Here is a 22690-nt window from a genome sequence, read left to right on the forward strand (position 1 = left end):
GCGAGAAGACGCCCGCCGGATGTGCGGCCTATTGTGCGACAGAATCCGGCGGGCGGTAGCCCACGCCAATGGCGCAGGCTTCGCTCAGGAGGGAGGTGAAACGTGGGGAGGAAGTAAGACGCAGGCTCAGGCGGCCATGGCCGGTTCGTCGCGATACGGGTCGCGCGAGCCTTGGGAGTGGCTGCGAACCACAGTCTCGCCGTGGCGGCTGTGTTCGCGCAGTTGAAACAACGCCACCGTATCGGCGAGATTGCGCGCCTGTTCGCTGAGCATTGCCGAGGCTGCCGCAGACTCCTCCACCAATGCCGCGTTCTGCTGCGTCGACTGATCCATCTCCGCCACGCTGCGATCGATCTGGCTGATACCGGTGCTTTGCTCCGTCATGGCGCTGTGGATCTCACCGATCAGACGGCGCACGCGCGAAATGCCGTCAACGATGTCGCCCATCGTGTTGCCTGCGGCCTGCACACGTTGCGTGCCGCTCTTGACGTTCTGCACCGATGCTTCGATGAGCGTCTTGATCTCTTGCGCAGCCGCGGCGCTGCGTTGCGCCAGCGTGCGCACTTCGCCGGCAACCACGGCGAAACCACGGCCCTGCTCGCCCGCGCGGGCGGCTTCGACCGCTGCATTCAGCGCGAGAATGTTCGTCTGGAAGGCAATGCCGTCGATCACGCTGATGATCTCGGTAATCCGCTCCGACGATTGGGCGATTTCGCTCATCGTCGTGACGGCCCCTGTCACGACTTCACCGCCGCGCGCGGCCGCCTCGCTGGCGTCGTTGGCCAGACGGGTCGCGTGCTCTGCCGCTTCGGCCGTCTGCTTGACGCTGGCAGTCAGTTCGGTCAGCGCCGCCGACGTCTCCTGCAACGTGCCTGCCGAGGCTTCGGTGCGTTGCGACAGATCGCGGTTGCCCATCTCGATCTCGCTCGTTGCGGAGGTCATGCCATGCACGCCGGCGCGCACGTCGATCATGACCGTGCTGATCTTGTCCACGAATGCATTGAACGAACGCGAAATCTGTGCGACTTCATCGTGACCGACGACATCGAGGCGTCGCGTGAGATCGCCACCGCCCGAACCAATGGTATCCATCGCGTCGCGTACTTGCGACAGACGGCGGAATGCCTGTGACGTGAAGAAGCTCGCGATACCGATGGCACACAGCGTGAGTACGATCAGCGTAATGATCGTGGCGCTCAGCACCTGCGACAGACCTGCCGTCGCTTCGGCCTTGTCGAGAGCCACGACGAAGAGCCAGTCGGTACCCGGCACCGGCTGCACCTTGAGCAGTTTCTCGGCACCGCTGAGATCGACTTCCATCGGCTCGGTGGCGCGCTCCAGACGCGCTAGCGCCTCGGGCGTCAGCGACGGAGCCAGATCGCTCGACTGCTTGAGCATGAGCTTCTCGTCAGGGTGAGCGATCACCAGACCGTCGCGCGACACAACGAACGCGAGGCTCGACGGCGTGGGATGCACGGCCTTGACGACTTCCTGCACGGCATCGAGCGGCACGGCGCCGCTCACGGCCCCGAGCGTCTGCCCGTCGCGCAGAATCGGCGCAGCAAACGAGACGTAAAGCTTGCCCGAGGCGATATCGGCGTATGGCTTCACGACCGTCAGCTTGCCCGCGCCCGTGGCGCCCTTGTACCAGGGGCGCGCCGTCGGATCGTAATCGGGCGGCGTGGGACCGCTGGAGAAATACGACTTGTCGCTCCAGCCAATGCTGGAAATCGGAAAGCCGTTTGTGGCGCCGAGCAGTTTGGTGAGCGCCACGCCCTGCTCGCCCTTTTCAACGGCGGCGGCGGTGCCCACGACCGATTGGCCCTTGGCCGCCGCCCAACGTTCCACGGCGAGCGTGTTGCCGCGCGCCACGGCGTCGAGCGTGTTGGCGATGGTCGACATCATGCTGCTGCGCACGATGACATATGTGGTAATGCCGGAGAGGATCAGTGCACCAATAACGGTGGCACACGCGATCAGAATGATGCGTGTTCTAAGCGAAGATACTGTCATGCTGTCTGGACAGGCAGGCCTGCGGCTAGGGGGGTCAAAAGACAGGATCCGGCGCCCAGGCCACCGGCTCCACGAGGTGGGGTTCCACCCTCTGACTTACGGCTCGCGCCGGCAGAACTTTAGGTGTTAACCCGAAATTGAAATGAAATGTTGCCGGCGTTAGTGCAGACCCATCGGATCCCTAAGATTACGGCATGCAGATCACTGCCACCGTGAGACGAGGGTTACAGCTTGGAATTTTCGGCTACGGCAGAAAAATTGTCGGGCGTCAGTCCGGAATGGGACGGTGACGGCGCCGATGCCAACGCGGCGAGAAGCACGCACCAGTCGTCATGGACAACGAAGCGTCAGGGAACAGAAACATGTAAAACGGGAAATGCGCCCCCACGATGAGGCGCCCGATCGACATCGATGTCAGTCGTTAGCCGCAGCTTCGGCTTCCGTCTGCTCGATGGCCTTGACGATGATGCGCAGCGTGGCGTCGAGGTGGTCTTCCGTGTGGCGCCGGGTGGCTGCCACGTCGCGTGCCCGATATTCGTCGAGCATCTTCTGATGTTCCTGGTTGCTCACGTCGACGTGCACGGGGCGCATATAGAGCGACAGAGCAATATAAGGACCCGAGGCATCGCGCAAGGTCTTAATCAGGTGCGCGAGACGCGAATTGTCCTGCGACGCCCAAAGCGCCGCATGAAACGCCTGATTCAGTTCGGTCCATTTGGCGACGTCCGTCGTCGCCAGCATCTCGGCGTGCAACGCCTGCGCCCGTGCAATGTCCTCCTCCCGGATCGTGGCCATCGCTTGCTCGGCCATCATCGGTTCGAGGGTTTTCCGCAAACGATACAGCTCGTTGACGTCGTCGATCGTGAGACCACGCACCACGGCACCGCGATGGACGTCGAAAAACACCAGCCCCTCGGACACCAGCGTGCGCAGCGCTTCGCGCACAGGCGTCGTCGACATCTCGAGACGGCGCGCGAGATCATCCTGCCGAAGGCGGTCCCCCGCCTTCAACTTCCCTTGGAGAATCTCGGTACGCAGTGTCTCGATGGCATATTGATATGCCGTGAGCCGGCGACGGCCAGACGCGCCAGTCGTGCCGGACACGCTGGCAGATGCGGAGGACATGCTTTTCAATGGGGTGCCGTGTGTAGATTATTGACGCGTGAGTTTACTCCAATTTGCCAGTGCGTCTCCCACCGCACCGGGCGCAACGCCCGAGGCCAGCAACGCCGTTACCAGCAAGCGCGCCTTGAGCGGCGAGAGCCATCCGCAAAGGTGAGCACCGCGTCGGGCGAGATCGATTTCCGCCCCGACATAACCGTAAGTCCGCGATGCCGTCGATCCGCCTGCTGCACGGCTGGCGATCACCACAGGAACCTGCGCCGCCAGCGGGCCAATGCGCTCGGCGAATCCGAATGAAACGTGGCCCGCGCCTTGCGCCGCGATCACAACAGCTTCATAGCCCCCCTTGAGCGCCATCTCCGCCAGTTCACCGTCGTCGCCCAACACGGCCGTCACCATCGCCACTTTGGGCCAGGCGCGCACGGGGCGCGCCAATGGTTGCGGGCGTGTCTGCCGGGCGTGGAAAAACGTTGGACATCCCTCGACGAGACGCGCCGCAACCCCGCCGTCGAGCGACACAAACGCCTGCACCGCCAGCGCATCGCCCTTGCTCACCCAACGCGCGTAATGCGCCGTGTCGTTCATCACCACAAGGACGCCACGCCCAATGCTGTCGGGGTGCACCGCCGTGCGTACCGCCGCCAGCAGATTGGCAGGACCGTCGGCCCCCGCCGCCTGAGGCGCCCGCATGGCGCCGGTAAGGATCAGCGGCGCCGGCAGCTTCCAGAACAGATCCAGCAGGAACGCCGTTTCCTCAAGCGTATCGGTGCCCTGCGTGAGCACCACGCCGCTGGCACCGTCGGCCACCTGCTGTTCGGCCCACGTGAGCGCGTCCATCAGGTCGCCATAGCCGAGTGAAGCGCTGGGCAATTGGCGAAGCGACGTCGTCTTGATGGTCGCGACCTCGGACAAACCGGGGACAGAGCGGGCCAGTTGCGTGGCGTCGAGTGTCGGCACAACGCCGCCGGCTGCGTCTGACGGGGTCATGCTGATCGTGCCGCCAAGCGAGGCGACGGCAACCACGGGAAGCGAATTGGACATGGTGGGCAGGTTTTTGATTTCAGTTGATATGCATTGTGCATTATATATAATCGACAATCGTTTGCGAAGGGCATCGGGTGCTTCGCAGAGACCCCAACACTTAGGAGACGTCATGCAACCAACAACTGTGGGCCATCCGGCTGCCGGGGCGACACGCTACCGGTTTGCGGTATTCGCGCTGATCGTGGTGATCGCCCTCGTGAACTACATCGACCGTGGCGCGATTTCTTACTCGGCTGCGCAGATTACGTCGGAATATGGCTTCGACCGGGCTGGCTGGGGTGCGGTCCTCGGCTACTTCGGCTACGGCTATATGTTCGGCGCACTATTTGGCGGCGCACTGGCTGACCGCGTGGGCGCCAAAAAGGTGTGGGTGATTGCGGGTGTGGCGTGGTCGGCGTTTGCTATCGCCATGATCTGGGCGGGCGACCTCGGCATCGCCGTGCTCGGCGGCTCGGCACTGACCGGCTTCGCCACGATCCGCGTGCTGTTCGGCTTTGCCGAAGGCCCCGCCTACTCGATCATCAACAAGACGATGGCCGCCTGGGCCTCGCCCTCGGAGCGTGGCTTCGCGGTGTCCATCGGGCTGCTGAGCACGCCCCTCGGCGCTCTGCTCACCGCCCCGGTGGCCGTTGGTCTGCTACTGCTCACCGATAGCTGGCGCACGATGTATATCGTGCTCGGTATCGCGGGCTTCGTGCTGATCGCGCTGTTTGCGCGCGTCTACACGAACCGCCCGGAAGACAATCCTCGCGTGAACGCGGCAGAGGTGGCGCTGATTCAGGCGGGACGCCCCGAACAGAACCCGTCGGCCGCCGCCGCCGCGAGCGACATGCCGTGGTGGAGCTTCTTCAAGAGCAAGACGCTGGTGTTCAACTCGATCGGCTACTTTGCGTTCATCTATGTGAACTTCATGTTGCTGACCTGGACGCCGAAATATCTCGCCGACGAGTTTCATTTCACGCTGTCGTCGCTCTGGTACATCGGCATGATCCCGTGGACCGGCGCCTGTGTCACGGTGCTGCTTGGCGGACGCATTTCCGACTGGTTGTATCGCAAGACGGGCAAGCTGGTCATCGCGCGTAGCTGGTTCGCCGCGGCTGCGCTGACCTGCACGACCTTGTGCTTCCTGATGGTCTCGCAGGCAACCAGCGTGTGGGCCGTGATCGCATTGATGACGCTCGGCAATGCGCTGAACGCCCTGCCGAATTCCGTGTATTGGGCGGTGGTGATCGACACGGCGCCCACGCGTGTGGGTACGTTCAGCGGTCTGATGCACTTCATCGCAAATATCGCCGCAGTGCTCGCACCGACGCTTGCCGGCATTCTGTCGGCCAAGTATGGCTACTCGTCGATGTTCGTTGCGACGGCCGTGGCAACCGCAGTCGGTGTGTTTGCGATGCTTCAGGTTCGTCCGGGCGTTGGACCGGATATAGGCCGGCGAGATGCGAAGGCGGTGTCGGCTTGAGGCGGACAGCGCACTGATTCACTGCGCGCTCGCGATCAACCAGTCGAACACATCGGTCACCACCGGCGAGCGCGGCTCGCCGGCGACCCGCGACACCCACCACGCGACGCCCTCGATGCGCGGATAGTCCGCGAGGATGTGCAACCGCCCTTGCGCGAGACTCTCCTCCGCCACCAGGCGGGAAAGACACGCAATACCACGACCGCGCAAGGCGGCATCGAGTAAGAGACGTTCGTCGTCGTAAATGACGTGTTTGCGAAACGGCGCCAGTTGATTGCGAAACAGCGCGGCCGTGTCGTCTCGCGTGAAACTCTCTTCGAGGCAGATCAGCGACGCATGCTCGGCGTGCTGTGCAGCCGGAACACTCGCCAGTTGTCCAGCCAGCCTATCGTTCGCCACGACTACCCACTCGTCTTTCAGGAATGGCACTTCCAACAGACCGGCTTGTTGCAGCGGCCGGTCGCCAATCGCGATATCGATGTCGGTCTCGTCGATGAATCGCGCCGATTCGTCGGTCGACAAGATCGGACAAAGCGCCGGATAGCGCGCCAGAAGTTGATCGATACGAGGACTCAGCCAGCCATGCAATAACTCGGCCGGGCCGGCGATCACTACAAGCCCCGGGTCAAGATATGTCGCAATGCGGTCCAGACCGCTGCGCAACATGCCCACCGAGCGCTGGACGCTGCGCTGAAGCACCTGGCCCGCCACCGTCAACTCCACGCCGCGCCCCACGCGCCGGAACAGCGGCTGACCGACCTCCTCCTCCAATTGCTGTATCTGATGGCTGATCGCCGATTGGCTGACGTGCAATTCGTCCGCCGCGCGCGAAAAGTTGCCGTGACGGGCCGCAGCCTCAAAGCCCATGAGCAATTTGAGTGACGGAATTCGCTGGCGGCTCATGATTATCCCGATAGGTATGAGAAAAATTGATTAATTGTAGCAATTAATCTCGTTTTTATTTATTGATCACGTACCTCAAACTACGTGAACTGCCAGACTCGCCAGCGCACAAGCGGTCACTCGATGGCGGAGCCGTGCGGTAATCATGAAGAGAATGGGTAATGCAAACGAGACGTGGTTTTTTGAAAAGGGGATTCGCAGCATCGGGTGCGACCCTGTTCGCAGGAGCGGCAGGCGGCAGTTTTGCCGAGACCGCAAATGCGTTGTCATTCGGCAACGCGGGCAACAATGGCCTCGAGGCATGGATCATGCCGGACGAGGGGGCGCGCCACGCCGCCACATGGATGGCGTTCGGTGCGCCTGAAGACCTTTGGGGCCGTCGACTGCAACGCGGGGCGCGCAAAAGCCTGGCCAGAATCGCGAAGTGCATTGGCAGCTTCGAGCCGGTCAATATGTTGGTGTGTGAAAAGGACTATGACACCGCTTTGCGCATGTGCGGCAACACGGTCAACCTGATCGTGCAGCCCATCGACGATCTTTGGATTCGCGATACGGGGCCAGTCTTCGTTCGTACGCGCAATGGCGAAAAGGCTGGCGTCGACTTCAACTTCAACGGATGGGGCATGAAGCAGCCCCACACCCGCGACACCGAGGTGGCCAGATTCGTCACCCGAAAGGTGGGGGAGCGTGTGCGCTGTACGCCGCTCGTGCTTGAGGGCGGCGCCATCGAGGTTGATGGCGAAGGCACCGCCATCATTACTGAGAGTTGCGTGCTTAATCGGAACCGTAATCCAGGAATCGGCAAGTCGGCATGCGAGATGGAATTGAAACGGCTTCTCGGCGTGCACAAGATCATCTGGCTGCCGGGTATCGCTGGCAAGGACATTACCGACGGGCACACCGATTTCTACGCGCGGTTCGTGCGGCCCGGCGTGGTCGTCGCTCACCTGGAAAACGACACATCGTCGTATGACCACGCGGTGACGATGCGCCATCTCGAGATTCTGCGTCAGGCGACGGATGCCACCGGGCGCAAGCTGCAAGTGGTCGTATTGCCCGGGCCGAACAGTGTGCGCAGTGCCTACGAGTCGGATACGTTTGCCGCCGGGTATATCAACTTCTACGTATGCAACGGCGCCGTCATTGCGCCGCAATTCGGAGACACGCAGACCGACAAGAGTACGCGAGACAAACTCCGCGATCTGTTCCCGAAACACGAGATCGTACAGCTCGACATTGACGGGATCGCGAGCGGTGGCGGTGGCATTCACTGCACTACGCAGCAACAACCTGCGTAGTGCGGCGCGGGACGAGGTTGCCGAGTGCTCACCCGAATCGACAAATGCGCTTGTGCATTTCAAGCTCAGGCCGCGGGAGCGGCAGCCTCCCCGACGGAAGACCTACCGCTTCTGACACTTCGGCGCGGGCACATGACACCCAGTCATGTGCCCCCGGCCCTCTCCCTCCGGAGGCACTACGCAAACGCCGGACGTGTGAGAGCGCTTTACCTGGCGTACTTCTTTGCGCCGGCCACACAGACGACGGCCCCAAGCGTGGCGACCAACATCGTCCAGTTCACTTGTTCGTGAAGCAGCACCGCTGCGAGCCCCAGTCCCATGAACGGCTGGAACAACTGAAGCTGGCCGACTGCGGCGATACCTCCCTGGGCCAGGCCTCGATACCAGAAAACGAACCCCACCAACATACTAAAGATGGACACATAGCCAAGACTGAACCAAGCGGGCTCCGTCACCTGCGAAAACGAATCGGGAGAGGTGGCGAGTGCGATCATCAGCATGACCGGCAGCGACAGAACCAACGCCCAACTGATCACTTGCCAGCCGCCAAGCTTGCGCGACAATCTTGCGCCTTCGGCATAACCCAACCCGCACACCACGATGGCGGCGAGCATCAGCAGATCGCCCGCAAGCGACGCTTCACCTCCGCCGATGAGCGCATAGCCGACGACAAATGCACTCCCAATGACAGAGAAAACCCAGAACAAGGGTTTCGGCCGCTCCCCACGCAGAACGGCGAATGCCGCGGTACAAAGCGGGAGCAGTCCGAGGAACACAATGGAATGCGCGGCCGTGACGTGTTGCAGCGCCAGCGCGGTCAATAACGGGAAGCCAACGACACCCCCCAGCGCGGTAAGCGCCAGGGAGGGGAGGTCTTTGACTTCCGGTCGACGCTGCTTGAGCAGAACAAGGAGCGCCAAGCTCAGAAATGCTGCGATGGTGGCGCGAGCGGAGGTCAGGAACGTCGGATCGAAGTCCTTCACTGCCACACGTGTCGCAGGGAGTGACCCGGCAAATATCGCGACGCCGATGAACCCGTTAATCCAACCGCTCGTAGCCTTTTCCACCGCCATCTCCGCGAGCCGGCGCGAATGCTGCCGCCGACACCTGATTTCACATTTGGTCTATCCCCCGACTCTCTCGCCGCTCCGGAAGCGCATGGGGCGGCACAGATTTCGCGTCAGACTTGAAACTTAGGGGGTGAGCGAGCATTGTATGGGCCAAGTGCGATACAACCGAAATAATTGTCATGGATACATTTGACGATGGGAAAAGCTCGCTACAAGACGCTCGTGGACGCAATTGCCACGGAGATTAACGAAGGACGGTTGCTTCCCGGCGCACGCCTGCCAACGCATCGCGAATTCGCAACCAAACATGGGCTTGCGCTGGTGACGGCGACCCGCGTGTTCTCCGAGCTGGAGGCAATGGGTCTGGTCAGCGGTGAAGTCGGCCGTGGCACGTTTGTGCGCGACATCTCGCTCCCCAGCGGACATGGGATTGATCAACAGGACCTGGTGGCCGCAGGCACGGTCGACCTGAACTTCAACTATCCGTCGTTGCCGGGCCAAACCGACACGTTGCGCCAGGCGTTACGCCAACTCGCATCGTCAGGCGATCTTGAAGCCGCGTTGAGGTATCAGCCGCACGGTGGCCGCCCCATTGAGCGTGCGGCCGTGGCCAGACATCTGGAGCGCAGTGGTCTGAAAGTCGAAGGGGCCAATGTATTGATCGTCAACGGCGCCCAGCATGGGCTGACTGTCGCCGTGATGGCGCTGCTCAAACCGGGCGACGTGGTGGCTGTGGATGCACTGACTTACCCTGGCTTCAAGGTACTGGCCGAAGTCCATCGATTGGAACTGGTACCGGTGCCGGCATCCTCGACGGGGCCGGATCTGGACGCACTCGAACGTCTATGCGCCAAACGGAGAATTCGCGCAATCTATGCGATGCCGACAATGCACAACCCTCTCGGGTGGGTCACGCATATTGAGTGGCGCGAGCGGCTGGTAGCGATCGTCAGGAAGCATGGACTACTGATTATTGAGGATGCTGCTTATGCATTTCTTGCGAACGACCCACCCCCGCCCTTAGCGGCGTTGGCTCCGGAGACAACCGTTTATGTCTCTGGCCTTTCGAAAAGCGTCGCAACGGGACTGCGATTTGGGTTTGCGTCGGCGCCGCTGAAGTGGATACCCGCCATGGAGCGCGCCATCAGAGCGACCACCTGGAACACGCCTGGCGTGATTACCGCGATGGCGTGCGGTTGGCTCGCCGACGGCACGGTTGCGCGACTCGAGGAAGAAAAGCGGCAGGACGCGATGCTGCGGCAGACGATCGCGACGGAGATGTTGTCGGGCATGTCGTTCGTGCGGCACCCATCGTCGTATTTTCTCTGGTTGCCACTCGAGACCGAGGTCAGAGCGGACCTGGTTGCAATGGCACTCATGCGAGAGGGCATTTCTGTCTCGACGTCAGAACCCTTTGCCACGTCGTCCCATAGCACGCAAGCCATACGGCTGGCGTTAGGCTCGGTAGATATCCCGAAACTCCGGGCGGCGTTGGAAACAGTAAAGCGCGTCATTCACCACCAGTTGTATCTGTGACGGATAGACAACCGTGAGCGCAATTTCCCCAACGGCTTGACTCAAAAACAAAAAGGGCCAGCAGACGTGCATCTGCTGGCCCTATTCCTGGTAGGCCGTGCTGGGTTCGAACCAGCGACCAAGGGATTATGAGTCCCCTGCTCTAACCGCTGAGCTAACGGCCCTTCACTACCGGCGCTCGCTCAGCAGCAATCAATTGCCTTCGAGGAACGACTTGAGCTTGTCGGAACGGCTCGGGTGACGCAGCTTGCGCAGCGCCTTGGCTTCAATCTGACGAATACGCTCACGCGTCACGTCAAACTGCTTGCCCACTTCCTCGAGCGTATGGTCCGTGCTCATCTCGATACCGAAACGCATGCGCAGCACCTTGGCCTCGCGCGGCGTCAGCGAATCAAGCACGTCCTTCACGACGTCGCGCATACTACCATGCAATGCGGCGTCAGCAGGTGCTACCGTGCCCGTATCTTCGATGAAATCACCCAAGTGCGAATCGTCGTCGTCACCGATCGGCGTTTCCATGGAGATCGGCTCCTTCGCGATCTTCATGATCTTGCGGATCTTGTCCTCCGGCATTTCCATCTTCTCGGCCAGCGTCGCCGGATCCGGCTCAACACCGGTTTCCTGCAGAATCTGACGCGAAATCCGGTTCATCTTGTTGATCGTTTCGATCATGTGCACCGGAATACGGATGGTACGCGCCTGGTCAGCGATCGAACGCGTAATCGCCTGACGAATCCACCACGTGGCGTACGTCGAGAACTTGTAACCGCGACGGTATTCGAACTTGTCCACCGCCTTCATCAGGCCAATGTTGCCTTCCTGAATCAGATCCAGGAACTGCAGGCCGCGGTTCGTGTACTTCTTCGCGATCGAAATCACCAGACGCAAGTTCGCTTCGGTCATCTCACGCTTAGCCTTGCGCGCGCGACGCTCACCTTCCGCCATCTTGCGATTGACGTCCTTGAGTTCCGCAAGCGGCAGCACCACGCGTGCCTGCAGGTCGATCAGCTTCTGCTGAAGTTCCCGCACGGCCGGCACGTTACGTTCCACCACCGAGCTATATGCCTTGTTGTCGGCCACAACGGTGTAGATCCAATCGACATTGGTTTCGTTGCCCGGGAAACGCTGCACGAAATCCGCGCGCGGCATGCCGCACTTGTCGACCACGATATTCAGAATCGCACGCTCGATGTTACGCACTTCGTCCACTTGCGAACGCAGCGTGTCGCACAGACGCTCGACCGTACGCGCCGTGAAGCGAATCGTCATCAGCTCCATCTGGATGGCTTCGCCAGCCTTCACATACGGCTTCGACTGATAACCTTCCTTCTCGAACGCACGACGCATCTTGCCGAACCACTCGGCAATCACGGCGAACTTGGCGAGCGCATCGCGCTTGAGCTGCTCGACCTGCGCTGCCGAAGCACCACCACCGCTGCTGCTGTCGTCTTCCTCGTCCGCTTCTTCTTCCTCTTCTGCCGCTTCTTCCTCCGCATCCGCGTCGAAATCTTCGTCTTCAGAGGCGGCCGCCGCCACAGCGTCCGCATTCGGATCGATCAGACCGTCGACCACTTCGTCGATGCGCATTTCTTCGCGCTCGACCTTTTCGGCCATGGCCAGGATCTCGGCAATCGTCGTCGGGCATGCGGAAATGGCCTGCACCATGTGCTTCAGGCCTTCCTCGATCCGCTTGGCGATCTCAATTTCGCCTTCGCGCGTCAGCAGTTCGACCGTACCCATTTCGCGCATATACATACGCACCGGGTCAGTCGTGCGACCGAACTCGGAATCGACCGTCGACAGGGCCGCTTCCGCTTGCTCCTCAACTTCGTCGTCCGTTGCAGCGTTCGGCGCATTGTCATTGAGCAACAGCGTTTCGGCATCCGGCGCCTGCTCGTAGACGGCCACGCCCATGTCGTTAAACGTTGCGATCACGCCTTCCAGCGCGTCGCCCTCCACCACGTCGTCGGGCAGGTGGTCGTTGATCTCTGCAAAGGTCAGGAAGCCACGTTCCTTGCCCAGCTTGATCAGTGTCCTCAGTTTGCCGCGACGTTCCTCAAGTTCCTCGGCCGTACCGGGCTGGTGCGAGGAAAATGCGTCCTTGAGCAGTGCTTTCTCTTTTGCCCGGCGATCACGCGCCTTCTGCTTTTCCACTTTGGTCTGATCTTCGTTCACGGGTTGATCATTAGTATTCGCTGCGACGTTTTGCGCTCCCGAAGCGGCGGTCTTCGCGGCCTTGCCACGCGTCTTGGAGACGGGTGGTTCAACTGTTGCCGGCATGACTTCCACTGCCTCGGGTTTGCTTGGAGCCCCGGTCTTACGTGGAGCTCGCGTCGCAGGTGTACTGCGGCCCGCCAAGGTCGATGCCTTGGCGGTAGTTGCGCTCTTCGCGCTTTTTTCAGCGGGTTGTCGGGCCTGCGGTTTCCCACCTGCCGTCGCCTTCGCGGTCGTTGCCGTCTTCGTCGCTTTGACGGGCGGCTCGGACTTCACCGTCGGCCTGGCCGCTTTCGCAGCCCCCACCGTCGCGGCGGTCGCACTCTTGCGCTTGGTGACATCGGTCACCTTCGCAGCCGTCTTGCCGGTCGTCTTTTTTGCGCCGGCGGCTGCCTTAACTTGCGTAGTACGTTTCGCCGAACTTGCCTGGCTGGCTGTTTTCTTCGTGGCTTGCGCAACCGTGCCGGCTTTTACGGCAACGCCAGCTTTCGCAGAACGAGACGCCCCCTTCCCACCGGACGCCGCCGCCGCGCTTGTCGCGCGCTTTGCCTTCGGTGCAGGGATAACCGTCTTTTTTCCGCTGGTCGTTGTCATCTTTGCCATAGCGATCTCGCTTGCCAGAAAACAGCCCACTGAAAACTTTCCATTATAGCACGCGGGCTTACCTCAACTTCGCGCGCCTCCTGTGCTGACCGGAGCCAGCAACCGCTTCAATTCGTCGCGTTGCCGCGACAGCGCCTGAGCGTGGCGCAATTCATCGGACGTCAATGACGGCCGCTTGAAAATCGTCTCCAGGGCTTCGCACAGCCCGTCGTACTGCAAACGCCGAATCGCGCTTCGCAGCTCGGTCAGCCGCAGTGCAATCTGCTCTTCGCGACGCTCGGCCTGCGCCTCATCGGCGGGGTCGTACAACAATAAGTCGCGGGCATTCTCTTCAAAGGACAGGATTTCACGGATGATGTCGTCGAAGCTCGCCCAGTTCGGCGAGGTGCGCAGCCGATCCGACATGTACCGGAAGTCGGCCTGCTCGCCCATCTCGCGACAATGCGCCAGCACTTCCGAGAAAATCTCGGCATGGTGACGCCCATCCAGCAAAATCTTGGTCTCTTCTTCCGTCAATTCGTTTCCAAGCACCGGAAACATCAGCAAATTCTGTAATGCTCGATGCTCGGTGCCCATGACGCGCCGCTTCTCGCGCTTGGGCGGCGCCTTGTCCCATGTGTTCTGACGCCGCGCGACGCCGATATGCAACTCGCACAATTCGGCGACTTCTTCGATGGAACTTCCCACCCGCTCGGCCAGCGCATGCAGAATCTGCCCGCGCAGCGCGTTCGCCGGCATTTGCTGCAATAGCGGCTTTGCCTCGAACAGCGCGCGCGCCCGGCCCTCGGGCTGGTGCATCTCTTTGCCGGCCGTCACCTCGCCGATCAGGAACTGCGACAGCGGCATGGCGCGCGACACCTCCTCGGCGAATGCGTCCGCGCCATGCTCGCGCACGTAACTGTCCGGATCGTGCTCGCTAGGCAAGAACAGGAACTTGAAGCTCCGGTTGTCGTCTGCGTGCGGCAAGCAGGCCTCCAGCGCACGGCGTGCCGCCCGTCGGCCCGCTGCGTCGCCGTCGAAGCTGAACACCACCGTCTCGGTCTGGCGCAACAGCTTCTGGACATGCATCGGCGTACATGCCGTACCCAACGTGGCCACCGCCTGCGGAAAGCCAAGCTGCGCCAGCGCCACCACGTCCATGTAACCTTCCACCACCAGCACGTAGCCCGCATCGCGAATACCGATGCGCGCTTCGAACAGGCCGTACAACTCACTGCCTTTACTGAAAAGCGGCGTTTCCGGCGAATTCAGATATTTCGGCTCACCTTTGTCCAGCACTCGTCCGCCGAAGGCAATCACCTGCCCCTTCGTGTTCCGGATCGGGAACATGATCCGGTCGCGAAAACGGTCATAACGGCGCTTCGCACCGCCCGCCTCGCCCTTTTCACTCTCAATCACGAGGCCAGCGTCGAGCAACTGGTCGTCCCGGTAATTCTGAAAGGCGGCTTCCAGGTTCTGCCAGCCATCCGGGGCATAGCCCAAACCAAAATGCGCGGCGATTTCGCCCGTCAATCCGCGTCGCTTCAAATAATCGATGGCGACCGGCGCACCGCGCAATTGCTTGCGGTAGTAGTCGCAGGCTCGCGTCATCACGTCGACCAGACCGAGGGTTTGCGCACGTTGCGCGGCAGGTGCCGGCGCGCCAGGCAACGGCGCCTCATGCGGCACATCCAGCCCGACATTCCGGGCCAAGTCCTCGACAGCTTCGACAAATCCAAGTCCGGCATGCTCCATCAGGAAGCTGATCGCGCTGCCGTGCGCGCCACACCCGAAGCAGTGATAGAACTGCTTGGTGGGACTTACCGTAAATGAGGGCGACTTCTCATTATGAAAGGGGCACAGCCCCATGAAGTTCGCCCCACCTTTCTTCAACTGAACGTAGCGACCCACCACCTCGACGATATCGACGCGGTTGAGCAGGTCCTGCAGGAACGACTGGGGAATCACTGGATCGATGCCATCGCGATGCGGTGCCGCACCGTCGCCCAAGCGACGGAAACTTGCCGCACCACCGGATTACGCAGCCAACGCCGCCTTCACTTGCGCGGACACGGCCGTCATGTCGGCACGACCAGCCAGCAGGCCCTTGAGCACGCCCATCACCTTGCCCATGTCCTGCGGACCGGCAGCACCGGTTTGCGCCACGGCAGCCTTGACCGCCTGCGCGACTTCGTCTGCCGACAACTGTTGCGGCATGTAGACCTGGAGTACTTCGAGTTCGGCAGCCTCCTTGTCGGCCAGATCGGTACGGCCGGCAGCCTGGAACTGGCTGATGGAATCCTTGCGTTGTTTGATCAGCTTGTCGACGATAGCGACAACCGCCGCGTCATCGTCAAGAGAGATGCGCTCGTCGACTTCCTTTTGTTTGATTGCCGCGAGCAGCAGCCGGATGGTCCCCAGTTTGTCGGCGGCCTTGGCACGCATGGCCGTCTTCATGTCTTCGTTGATGCGTTCTTTCAGACTCATGAGCAGGGGTTCCGGAATTCGAATACGTTTCAGTGTAGTGCATGCCGCCCCAAAGAAAAGGACGACCGCCATCGGGCACTCACCGCGCGCAGCCGCCGCCGGTCAGTTGGCGCAGGAGCGAACGGGGGTCAGAAAGCACAAAAACCCGCTTGGGGAGACGATCACAAATGCGATCTCAAGCGGGCTCGCCGGAGACCCGGACCCGCCCCGACGCAGGCGCACAACGCCCATTTGGCCGGTGACGGGTCGGACGCAAAATGTCCAGAAATGCTTCGGAAGCGTCCTGAACTGTCGTCACAAACGTCCCGAAAACCACCATTGATGCGTCGTCTCCACGAAGGTGAGAGCGTATCACAGTGCGAGAGTAGCCGTCTATGACAGCGCGTCCTCTCCGGCCCGATCCGCCCGAACGCTTTCGGACATCGCCCGGGCGCAGGCGACTGCCGACGCCCACGCCCATTGGAAGTTGTAGCCGCCAAGCCACCCTATCACATCCACGACTTCGCCAACGAAATGCAGCCCCGGCTGGGTGCGAGCCTCCATCGTCGCTGACGACAGCGCCCGCGTGTCGACACCACCGCGCGTGACTTCCGCCTTGCGCCAGCCCTCGGAACCACACGGTTTGAGTGTCCATCCCGAAAAGGCCTGCGCGAGCGAGCGCAGCGCCTTGTCCGGCAACTCCTGCACGCGCGCCTGAGGGGAAAGCCCGCTGTTCGCGACCCAGGCATCCGCCAGTCGCGCCGGCACCCATTGGGCCAGCAAATTCGCCAACTGGCGCTTCGATGCCGACTTTGCCTCGAACAATGCCGCCTCGATGTCCGACGTTGGCGCCAGATCAAGCGTGATTGGCTGACCCGGCGTCCAGAAGCTGGATATTTGAAGGATGGCCGGCCCGGACAATCCCCGGTGCGTAAACAGCAGATCCTCGACGAAACTGCCGGCGTCCTTGCCCTTTCCCGTGCTGACGTCGACTTCGAGCGACAGGCCGGATAACCCGGCAAAGGGCGCCCACGTCGAGGCATCAAACATGAGCGGCACCAGCGCCGGGCGCGGCTCAATGATCTCCAGACCGAACTGACGCGCAATGCGGTATCCCCAATCGGTCGCGCCAATCTTCGGGATCGACAGACCGCCGGTCGCGATCACAAGCCTTTTTGCGGCGATATGCCCCGCATCCGTCGTCAAATGATAGCGATGCGCCCCGCCCGCCTCTGTATACGCGACCGTGTGAACCGCACACGGCATCCGCCAGTGCACATGTCCCGCCGCACACTCCTTGCGGAGCATTTCAATGACATCTTCAGCACTTTCATCGCAGAAGAGCTGCCCGCGATGTTTTTCGTGCCACGCGATACGGTGACGGCCCAGCAAGTCCAGAAAGTCGCGCGGCGTATAGCGCGCCAGCGCCGACCGGCAAAAACGAGGATTCTCGGACAGGTAGTTGGCCGGTCCCGCATTGATATTGGTGAAATTGCAGCGCCCGCCGCCCGAAATCCGGATTTTCTCCGCCAGACGCGTCGCATGATCGATGAGCACCACGCGCAGCCCCAACTGCCCGGCCACGGCCGCGCACATCAGGCCGGCCGCGCCAGCACCCACAATCGCTACATCGAACTTTTCCATGGCGCGCATTGTAACCGGCGGGGGATAAGGTCGACTGGTATACTTCCGGGTTGTCCCTTTTATTGACGCTCCGCGCGCACCTCCTTACGCCATGCTGGTTCTAGGCATTGAAAGCTCCTGCGACGAAACCGGACTCGCCCTCTACGACACCGAGGCCGGCCTGCTTTCGCACGCCCTGCATTCGCAAATTGCCATGCATCGCGAATACGGCGGCGTAGTGCCCGAACTCGCGTCGCGCGACCACATTCGTCGCGCGCTGCCTCTGGCCGAGGAAGTGCTCTCCCAGGCCGGCAAGCCGCTCAGCGCGGTCGATGCCATCGCCTACACGCAGGGCCCGGGCCTTGCCGGCGCACTTCTGGTCGGCGCAAGCGTCGCCAACGCACTGGCTTTCGCGCTCGATCGTCCGGTTGTGGGCGTGCACCATCTGGAGGGTCACCTGCTCTCCCCGCTGCTCGCCCCGGATGCCCCCGACTTTCCGTTCGTCGCCCTGCTGGTCTCCGGCGGCCACACACAGTTGATGGAAGTGCGCGCCTTCGGTCAGTACGCGATGCTTGGCGAAACGCTGGACGACGCCGCAGGCGAAGCCTTCGACAAGACCGCCAAACTGCTGGGGCTTGGTTATCCGGGCGGCCCGGCGGTCTCGCGTCTGGCCGAGTTCGGCACGCCGGGACGCTACGACCTGCCGCGCCCGATGAAGCACTCCGGCAACCTCGACTTCAGCTTTAGCGGCCTGAAAACGGCCGTGCTCACGCAAGTGCGCAACCTCGCCGGCAACGTCTGCGAACAGGAAAAGGCCGATCTTGCGCGGGGATTTGTCGATGCGATCGTCGACGTACTCGTCACCAAGTCGATGACCGCGCTCAAGCAGACCGGCATGAAAACACTGGTCGTCGCCGGCGGCGTCGGCGCCAACGCGCAACTGCGCGCCGGCCTGAATGAAGCCGCCCGTCGTCGCGGCTATCGCGTGCACTACCCCGATCTGGCCTTTTGCACGGACAACGGTGCCATGATTGCCTTTGCCGGCGCCATGCGCCTCAAGCATTGGCCGGACGAGGCCGACATTGAATACGCATATACCGTGCGCCCTCGCTGGGATCTCGCCGATATCGTGCGCAACGTCTGATCCGTCTCCCGGCAAATGCCCAATAAAAAAACCGCTCCGAGGAGCGGTTTTTTTCTGCAAACCCTCAAAGGGGCTGCAACCTCAAGCCACCGAGCGCTTGTCGCGTTCGATCACAGCGTAGGCACTGTGATTGTGGATCGACTCGAAGTTCTCCGCCTGAAGCACATACGCCACAACGCGCGGCTCGTTATTCAGACGCGTTGCCACGTCACGCACAAGATCCTCCACGAACTTCGGATTCTCATAGGCACGCTCCGTCACGTATTTCTCATCCGGGCGCTTGAGCAGGCCCCACAACTCGCAAGACGCTTCCTCTTCAGCCATACGCACCAAATCCTCGACGGCGATATCGCCCGCGATTTCGGCATCGATAGTGATATGCGAGCGCTGATTATGCGCACCATACTGCGAGATCTTCTTCGAGCAAGGGCACAGACTCGTGACCGGCACGAGTACCTTGAGCCACACGCGCGTCTGGCCGTCGCGCACGTCACCGGTAAGCGTCACCTCGTAGTCCATCAGGCTTTGCACGCCCGAGACCGGTGCCGTCTTGTTGATGAAGTACGGAAACGTGACCTCGATACGACCCGCCTCGGCTTCGAGCTTGTCCAGCATGCTGCCGAGCATGGCGCGAAAACCCGCGACGTCCATCGGCGCGCGATGCGCTTCGAGCAACGCTACGAAACGCGACATGTGCGTGCCCTTCTGATCGGCAGGCAAATGCACGTCGAGATTGAACAAGCCCACAGTGGCTTGCGCATCGCCATCGGCCAGACGCACCGACAACGGGTGACGCACACCGCGCACACCAACGCGTTGAATCGGAATCTGCCGGGTATCGACGGTGCTCTGCACGTCCGGCATGACGAAAGCGGGGTTCATCTGATTCATCTAGTTTCCTTCTTTGCCGGCGAGCCGACTGGGGGGAGGCAATGGGCAAACGTATCCGACGCACGGCTCGCAAGCCTCCGGCGAGTGTCATCGGGAACGTGCCGGAGAACCCCGGCACGGCATGGAAAATACGCAACGCAAAACGAAACGATCCGGCACACAAGCCGGATCGTTCGGATATTCAAGGACTACCGGACGTTCAGGCGACGAGCTTCGTGGTGACCTTGCCGGCAGCCTGCGAGGCTTCCAGCGGTTGCAGGTCAAAACGCGCGCAAATCGACTTCGCGATGCCCACCGCGTCGAGTCCCTCGGCCGACAACAGCGCCGCAGGATCGCCATGATCGATGAAACGATCGGGCAGGCCCAATTGTAGTACGGGCCGAGTAACCCCACCGGCGAGCAGGGATTCTGCAACAGCCGAACCTGCCCCACCCATGATGCTGCCCTCTTCTACCGTCACGAGATAGTCGTGTGTCTGCGCCAGTCGCGCGATCAACTCGTCGTCGATCGGCTTGACGAAGCGCATGTCGGCCACGGTCGCGTCCAGTTGCGCGGCAGCGGCAAGCGCCGGGGCCACCATGCTACCGAACGCCAGGATTGCTACCCGACGTCCGGCTTGCGCCTGACCTTCCCGGCGCACGATGCCCTTACCGATCGGCAAAGCGGTCATCGTTTGTTCGATAGCCGCGCCCGTTCCCGCACCACGCGGATAGCGCACTGCCGACGGGCCGTCGATCTGCACACCGGTGTAAAGCATCTGACGGCATTCGTTTTCGTCGGACGGCGCCATCACAACCATGTTCGGGATACAACGCAGATAGGCGATGTCGTACGCACCGGCGTGCGTTGCACCATCGGCACCCACAAGGCCCGAACGATCCAGCGCGAAGAGAACCGGCAGATTCTGCAACGCGACGTCGTGAATCAACTGATCGTAGCCGCGCTGCAGGAACGTCGAGTAAATGGCAACGACCGGCTTGAGGCCCTCGGTCGCCATACCGCCCGCGAACGTCACCGCATGCTGCTCGGCGATGCCGACGTCGTAATACCGATCCGGGAAGCGCTTCTCGAACTCGACCATGCCCGACCCTTCGCGCATGGCAGGGGTAATACCCACGACACGCTTGTCGGCTGCCGCCATGTCGCACAGCCAGTCGCCGAACACTTGCGTGTACGTCTTCTTGCTGCTAGTGCTCGGCTTGATGCCTTCGGCCGGATTGAACTTGCCCGGGCCGTGATACAGCACCGGATCGGCCTCGGCCAGCTTGTAGCCGTAACCCTTGCGCGTGACCACGTGCAGGAATTGCGGCCCCTTCAGATTCTTGATGTTCTCGAGCGTCGGAATCAGCGACTCAAGGTCGTGACCGTCGATCGGACCAATGTAGTTGAAACCGAATTCCTCGAACATCGTTGCAGGCACGACCATGCCCTTCGCATGCTCTTCGAACTTGCGCGCCAGCTCCAGCACCGGCGGCGCCACGCTGAGCACCTTCTCCACGCCCTTCTTGGCAGCGGCGTAGAAACGCCCCGACATCAGACGGGCGAGGTAGCGATTGAGCGCGCCCACCGGCGGCGAGATCGACATGTCGTTGTCGTTCAGGATGACCAACAGCGGCACATCTTCATGGACCCCCGCATTGTTCATCGCCTCGAACGCCATACCGGCCGTCATGGCGCCGTCGCCGATCACTGCGATACCGAAGCGGTTCTCACCCTTCGTTCGCGCGCCGAGCGCCATGCCGAGCGCCGCCGAAATCGAGGTGCTCGAGTGTGCCGTGCCGAACGTGTCGTACGGTGATTCGTCGCGCTTCGGGAAGCCCGAAATACCGCCAAGCTGACGCAGCGAACCCATCGCGTCGCGACGGCCGGTCAGGATCTTGTGCGGGTAGCTCTGGTGGCCCACGTCCCAGACGATACGATCCTCCGGCGTGTTGAACACGTAGTGCAGCGCAATCGTCAACTCGACCGTGCCGAGGTTGGACGACAAGTGCCCGCCCGTGCGCGACACACTTTCGAGCACGAAAGCACGCAGCTCTTCGGCCAACGGCGCAAGTTGGCGACGCTCCAGACGCCGCAATGCGGCCGGGTCATCGATAGTGTTTAGAAGTTCGTACATCGTCGTTCCATATATAGGCGTTTTTATCGGACAGCTCCCCCCAGAGAGCGAGCCCGATCTCCTGCCGGTGCGTTCTGTGGGGAGATCGCGCCGACCCTCCTTGCCCCTTGCTTATGTCTACTGCAACCGCCCCCGGATCGCGTGATCCCGTCCTGCGCGGGGGCCGCCTCGAAACTTGCCAGTCCGGCCAATCGGCCGGTTAGTTGATACGATCGACCACGTAATCGGCCAAAGCACGCAACCGATCCGCATTACCAAGCGATGCACTCGCCGCATGCGCATCGGCCCGCAACTTTTCTGCGTAGGCACGCGCACCCTCAAGGCCCATCAGCGACACATAGGTCGGCTTGTCGTTCGCAGCATCCTTGCCCGCCGTCTTGCCAAGCGTGGCCGAATCGGCCGTCGTATCGAGAATGTCGTCCACAACCTGGAAGGCCAGCCCCACGGCAGCCGCATAGGCATCCAGCGCCACGGTTTCGTCGTCCGACAATGCGCGACCGCAGATCGCACCCATACGCAACGAAGCGCGCAACAGTGCGCCCGTCTTCAGACGATGCATGTTTTCCAATTGCGCCTGCGTGAGCTTGATGCCGACGCTTTCCAGATCGATCGCCTGGCCGCCCGCCATACCAAGCGCACCCGAAGCCAGCGCCAGTTCGCGCACCAGCGCGAGCGACTGCGCGGCGCTCAGATCGCCCGTGGCCTCACCGAGCAACGCAAAGGCTTGCGTTTGCAGGCCATCGCCCGCGAGAAGGCCGGTGGCTTCGTCGTACTGCACATGTACCGTCGGCTTGCCACGACGCAGATCGTCGTCGTCCATGCACGGCAGATCGTCGTGCACCAGCGAGTAGGCGTGGATCATTTCCACCGCACAGGCCGCACGATCGAGGGCCGCTTCGCTGGCCTGCGTCACTTCGCCAGCCGCAAAGCACAACAACGGGCGCACCCGCTTGCCGCCCCCGAGTACCGCATAACGCATCGATTCGTTGAGTCGCGCCGAGCCGCCATCGGCTGCCCTGGGCAGCGCGGCGTCGAGCGCCTGTTCCACACGGGCCTGCACCGCCTGCATCCAGGCCTTGATATTCTGATCCGCCATCGTCTTCATCCTGCACGTACCCTTCAGGCCGCGCGTGTTATTGGTTCGCCCCGGACCCCTCTTGGGACGCTTTGGGTCGTGGGTCGCTTTGCCGTGACGCCATATTG

At 61.8% G+C, this 22690-nt stretch carries 17 protein-coding genes and 1 tRNA gene; 5 read left to right on the plus strand and 13 right to left on the minus strand.

What is annotated here, in order from left to right:
- Positions 1-126 precede the first annotated feature (126 nt).
- The 3 genes from AT395_RS16505 to AT395_RS16515 form a co-directional block, all read right to left on the minus strand.
- A complete protein-coding gene (locus AT395_RS16505; protein ID WP_042116717.1) occupies positions 127-2013 on the minus strand; it encodes a methyl-accepting chemotaxis protein in 1887 nt (628 codons plus the stop codon).
- A 414-nt stretch (positions 2014-2427) separates the two neighbouring features.
- Positions 2428-3138 (minus strand): GntR family transcriptional regulator, encoded by a 711-nt coding sequence (locus AT395_RS16510; RefSeq protein ID WP_042116719.1) that lies wholly within the window; start codon positions 3136-3138, stop codon positions 2428-2430.
- Between the two features lie 27 nt (positions 3139-3165).
- A complete protein-coding gene (locus AT395_RS16515) occupies positions 3166-4176 on the minus strand; it encodes an asparaginase (protein ID WP_042116720.1) in 1011 nt (336 codons plus the stop codon).
- Between the two features lie 112 nt (positions 4177-4288).
- On the opposite strand from AT395_RS16515, the gene AT395_RS16520 reads away from it, so the two are divergent.
- Complete coding sequence (locus AT395_RS16520) at positions 4289-5644, plus strand: MFS transporter (protein ID WP_048629796.1); 1356 nt, start codon at positions 4289-4291, stop codon at positions 5642-5644.
- 18 nt (positions 5645-5662) lie between these two features.
- Here the strand turns inward: AT395_RS16520 and AT395_RS16525 are convergent, their stop codons facing one another.
- Complete coding sequence (locus AT395_RS16525) at positions 5663-6547, minus strand: LysR family transcriptional regulator (RefSeq protein WP_042116724.1); 885 nt, start codon at positions 6545-6547, stop codon at positions 5663-5665.
- Positions 6548-6708: 161 nt separating this feature from the next.
- On the opposite strand from AT395_RS16525, the gene AT395_RS16530 reads away from it, so the two are divergent.
- Positions 6709-7845, plus strand: a complete 1137-nt coding sequence (locus AT395_RS16530) for an agmatine deiminase family protein (RefSeq protein WP_048629797.1) — start codon at positions 6709-6711, stop codon at positions 7843-7845.
- A gap of 206 nt (positions 7846-8051) precedes the next feature.
- Here the strand turns inward: AT395_RS16530 and AT395_RS16535 are convergent, their stop codons facing one another.
- A complete protein-coding gene (locus AT395_RS16535; RefSeq protein ID WP_048629863.1) occupies positions 8052-8912 on the minus strand; it encodes a DMT family transporter in 861 nt (286 codons plus the stop codon).
- 198 nt (positions 8913-9110) lie between these two features.
- Here AT395_RS16535 and AT395_RS16540 point away from each other — a divergent pair, with 198 nt between their 5' ends.
- Positions 9111-10451, plus strand: a complete 1341-nt coding sequence (locus tag AT395_RS16540) for an aminotransferase-like domain-containing protein (RefSeq protein ID WP_048629798.1) — start codon at positions 9111-9113, stop codon at positions 10449-10451.
- Between the two features lie 88 nt (positions 10452-10539).
- Here AT395_RS16540 and AT395_RS16545 read toward each other — a convergent pair.
- A tRNA-Ile gene (locus AT395_RS16545) sits at positions 10540-10615 on the minus strand.
- A gap of 28 nt (positions 10616-10643) precedes the next feature.
- Entirely contained in the window at positions 10644-12731 is a 2088-nt protein-coding gene (gene rpoD, locus AT395_RS16550) for an RNA polymerase sigma factor RpoD (protein ID WP_224787557.1), read from the minus strand.
- Here rpoD and AT395_RS25925 point away from each other — a divergent pair.
- Positions 12730-13317 carry a hypothetical protein gene (locus AT395_RS25925; RefSeq protein WP_042116734.1) on the plus strand — a complete coding sequence of 196 codons (588 nt, stop codon included), beginning with the start codon at positions 12730-12732 and terminating at the stop codon, positions 13315-13317. The genes rpoD and AT395_RS25925 overlap by 2 nt on opposite strands.
- A gap of 14 nt (positions 13318-13331) precedes the next feature.
- On the opposite strand, the gene dnaG is transcribed toward AT395_RS25925, so the two are convergent.
- From dnaG to AT395_RS16565, 3 genes are all read right to left on the minus strand, one after another.
- Entirely contained in the window at positions 13332-15215 is a 1884-nt protein-coding gene (gene dnaG / locus AT395_RS16555) for a DNA primase (protein ID WP_048629864.1), read from the minus strand.
- 69 nt (positions 15216-15284) lie between these two features.
- Entirely contained in the window at positions 15285-15734 is a 450-nt protein-coding gene (locus tag AT395_RS16560) for a GatB/YqeY domain-containing protein (protein ID WP_010806280.1), read from the minus strand.
- 372 nt (positions 15735-16106) lie between these two features.
- Positions 16107-17357 (minus strand): BaiN/RdsA family NAD(P)/FAD-dependent oxidoreductase, encoded by a 1251-nt coding sequence (locus AT395_RS16565; protein ID WP_048629865.1) that lies wholly within the window; start codon positions 17355-17357, stop codon positions 16107-16109.
- Positions 17358-17448: 91 nt separating this feature from the next.
- Here AT395_RS16565 and tsaD point away from each other — a divergent pair, with 91 nt between their 5' ends.
- Positions 17449-18480: a tRNA (adenosine(37)-N6)-threonylcarbamoyltransferase complex transferase subunit TsaD gene (gene tsaD / locus AT395_RS16570; protein ID WP_042116736.1), complete on the plus strand. Its 1032-nt coding sequence runs from the start codon at positions 17449-17451 to the stop codon at positions 18478-18480.
- Between the two features lie 81 nt (positions 18481-18561).
- Here the strand turns inward: tsaD and folE2 are convergent, their stop codons facing one another.
- The 3 genes from folE2 to AT395_RS16585 form a co-directional block, all read right to left on the minus strand.
- On the minus strand, positions 18562-19371 hold the full coding sequence (gene folE2, locus AT395_RS16575) for a GTP cyclohydrolase FolE2 (RefSeq protein ID WP_042116738.1): 810 nt from the start codon (positions 19369-19371) through the stop codon (positions 18562-18564).
- Between the two features lie 199 nt (positions 19372-19570).
- The gene (gene dxs / locus AT395_RS16580) at positions 19571-21487 is read right to left on the minus strand and encodes a 1-deoxy-D-xylulose-5-phosphate synthase (protein WP_048629799.1); all 1917 of its coding nucleotides are present in this window, start codon (positions 21485-21487) and stop codon (positions 19571-19573) included.
- A 199-nt stretch (positions 21488-21686) separates the two neighbouring features.
- A complete protein-coding gene (locus AT395_RS16585; protein ID WP_094068486.1) occupies positions 21687-22592 on the minus strand; it encodes a polyprenyl synthetase family protein in 906 nt (301 codons plus the stop codon).
- Positions 22593-22690 lie beyond the last annotated feature (98 nt).

The organism is Pandoraea apista (genome assembly GCF_001465595.2).
GTDB classification, from domain to species: Bacteria; Pseudomonadota; Gammaproteobacteria; order Burkholderiales; family Burkholderiaceae; genus Pandoraea; species Pandoraea apista.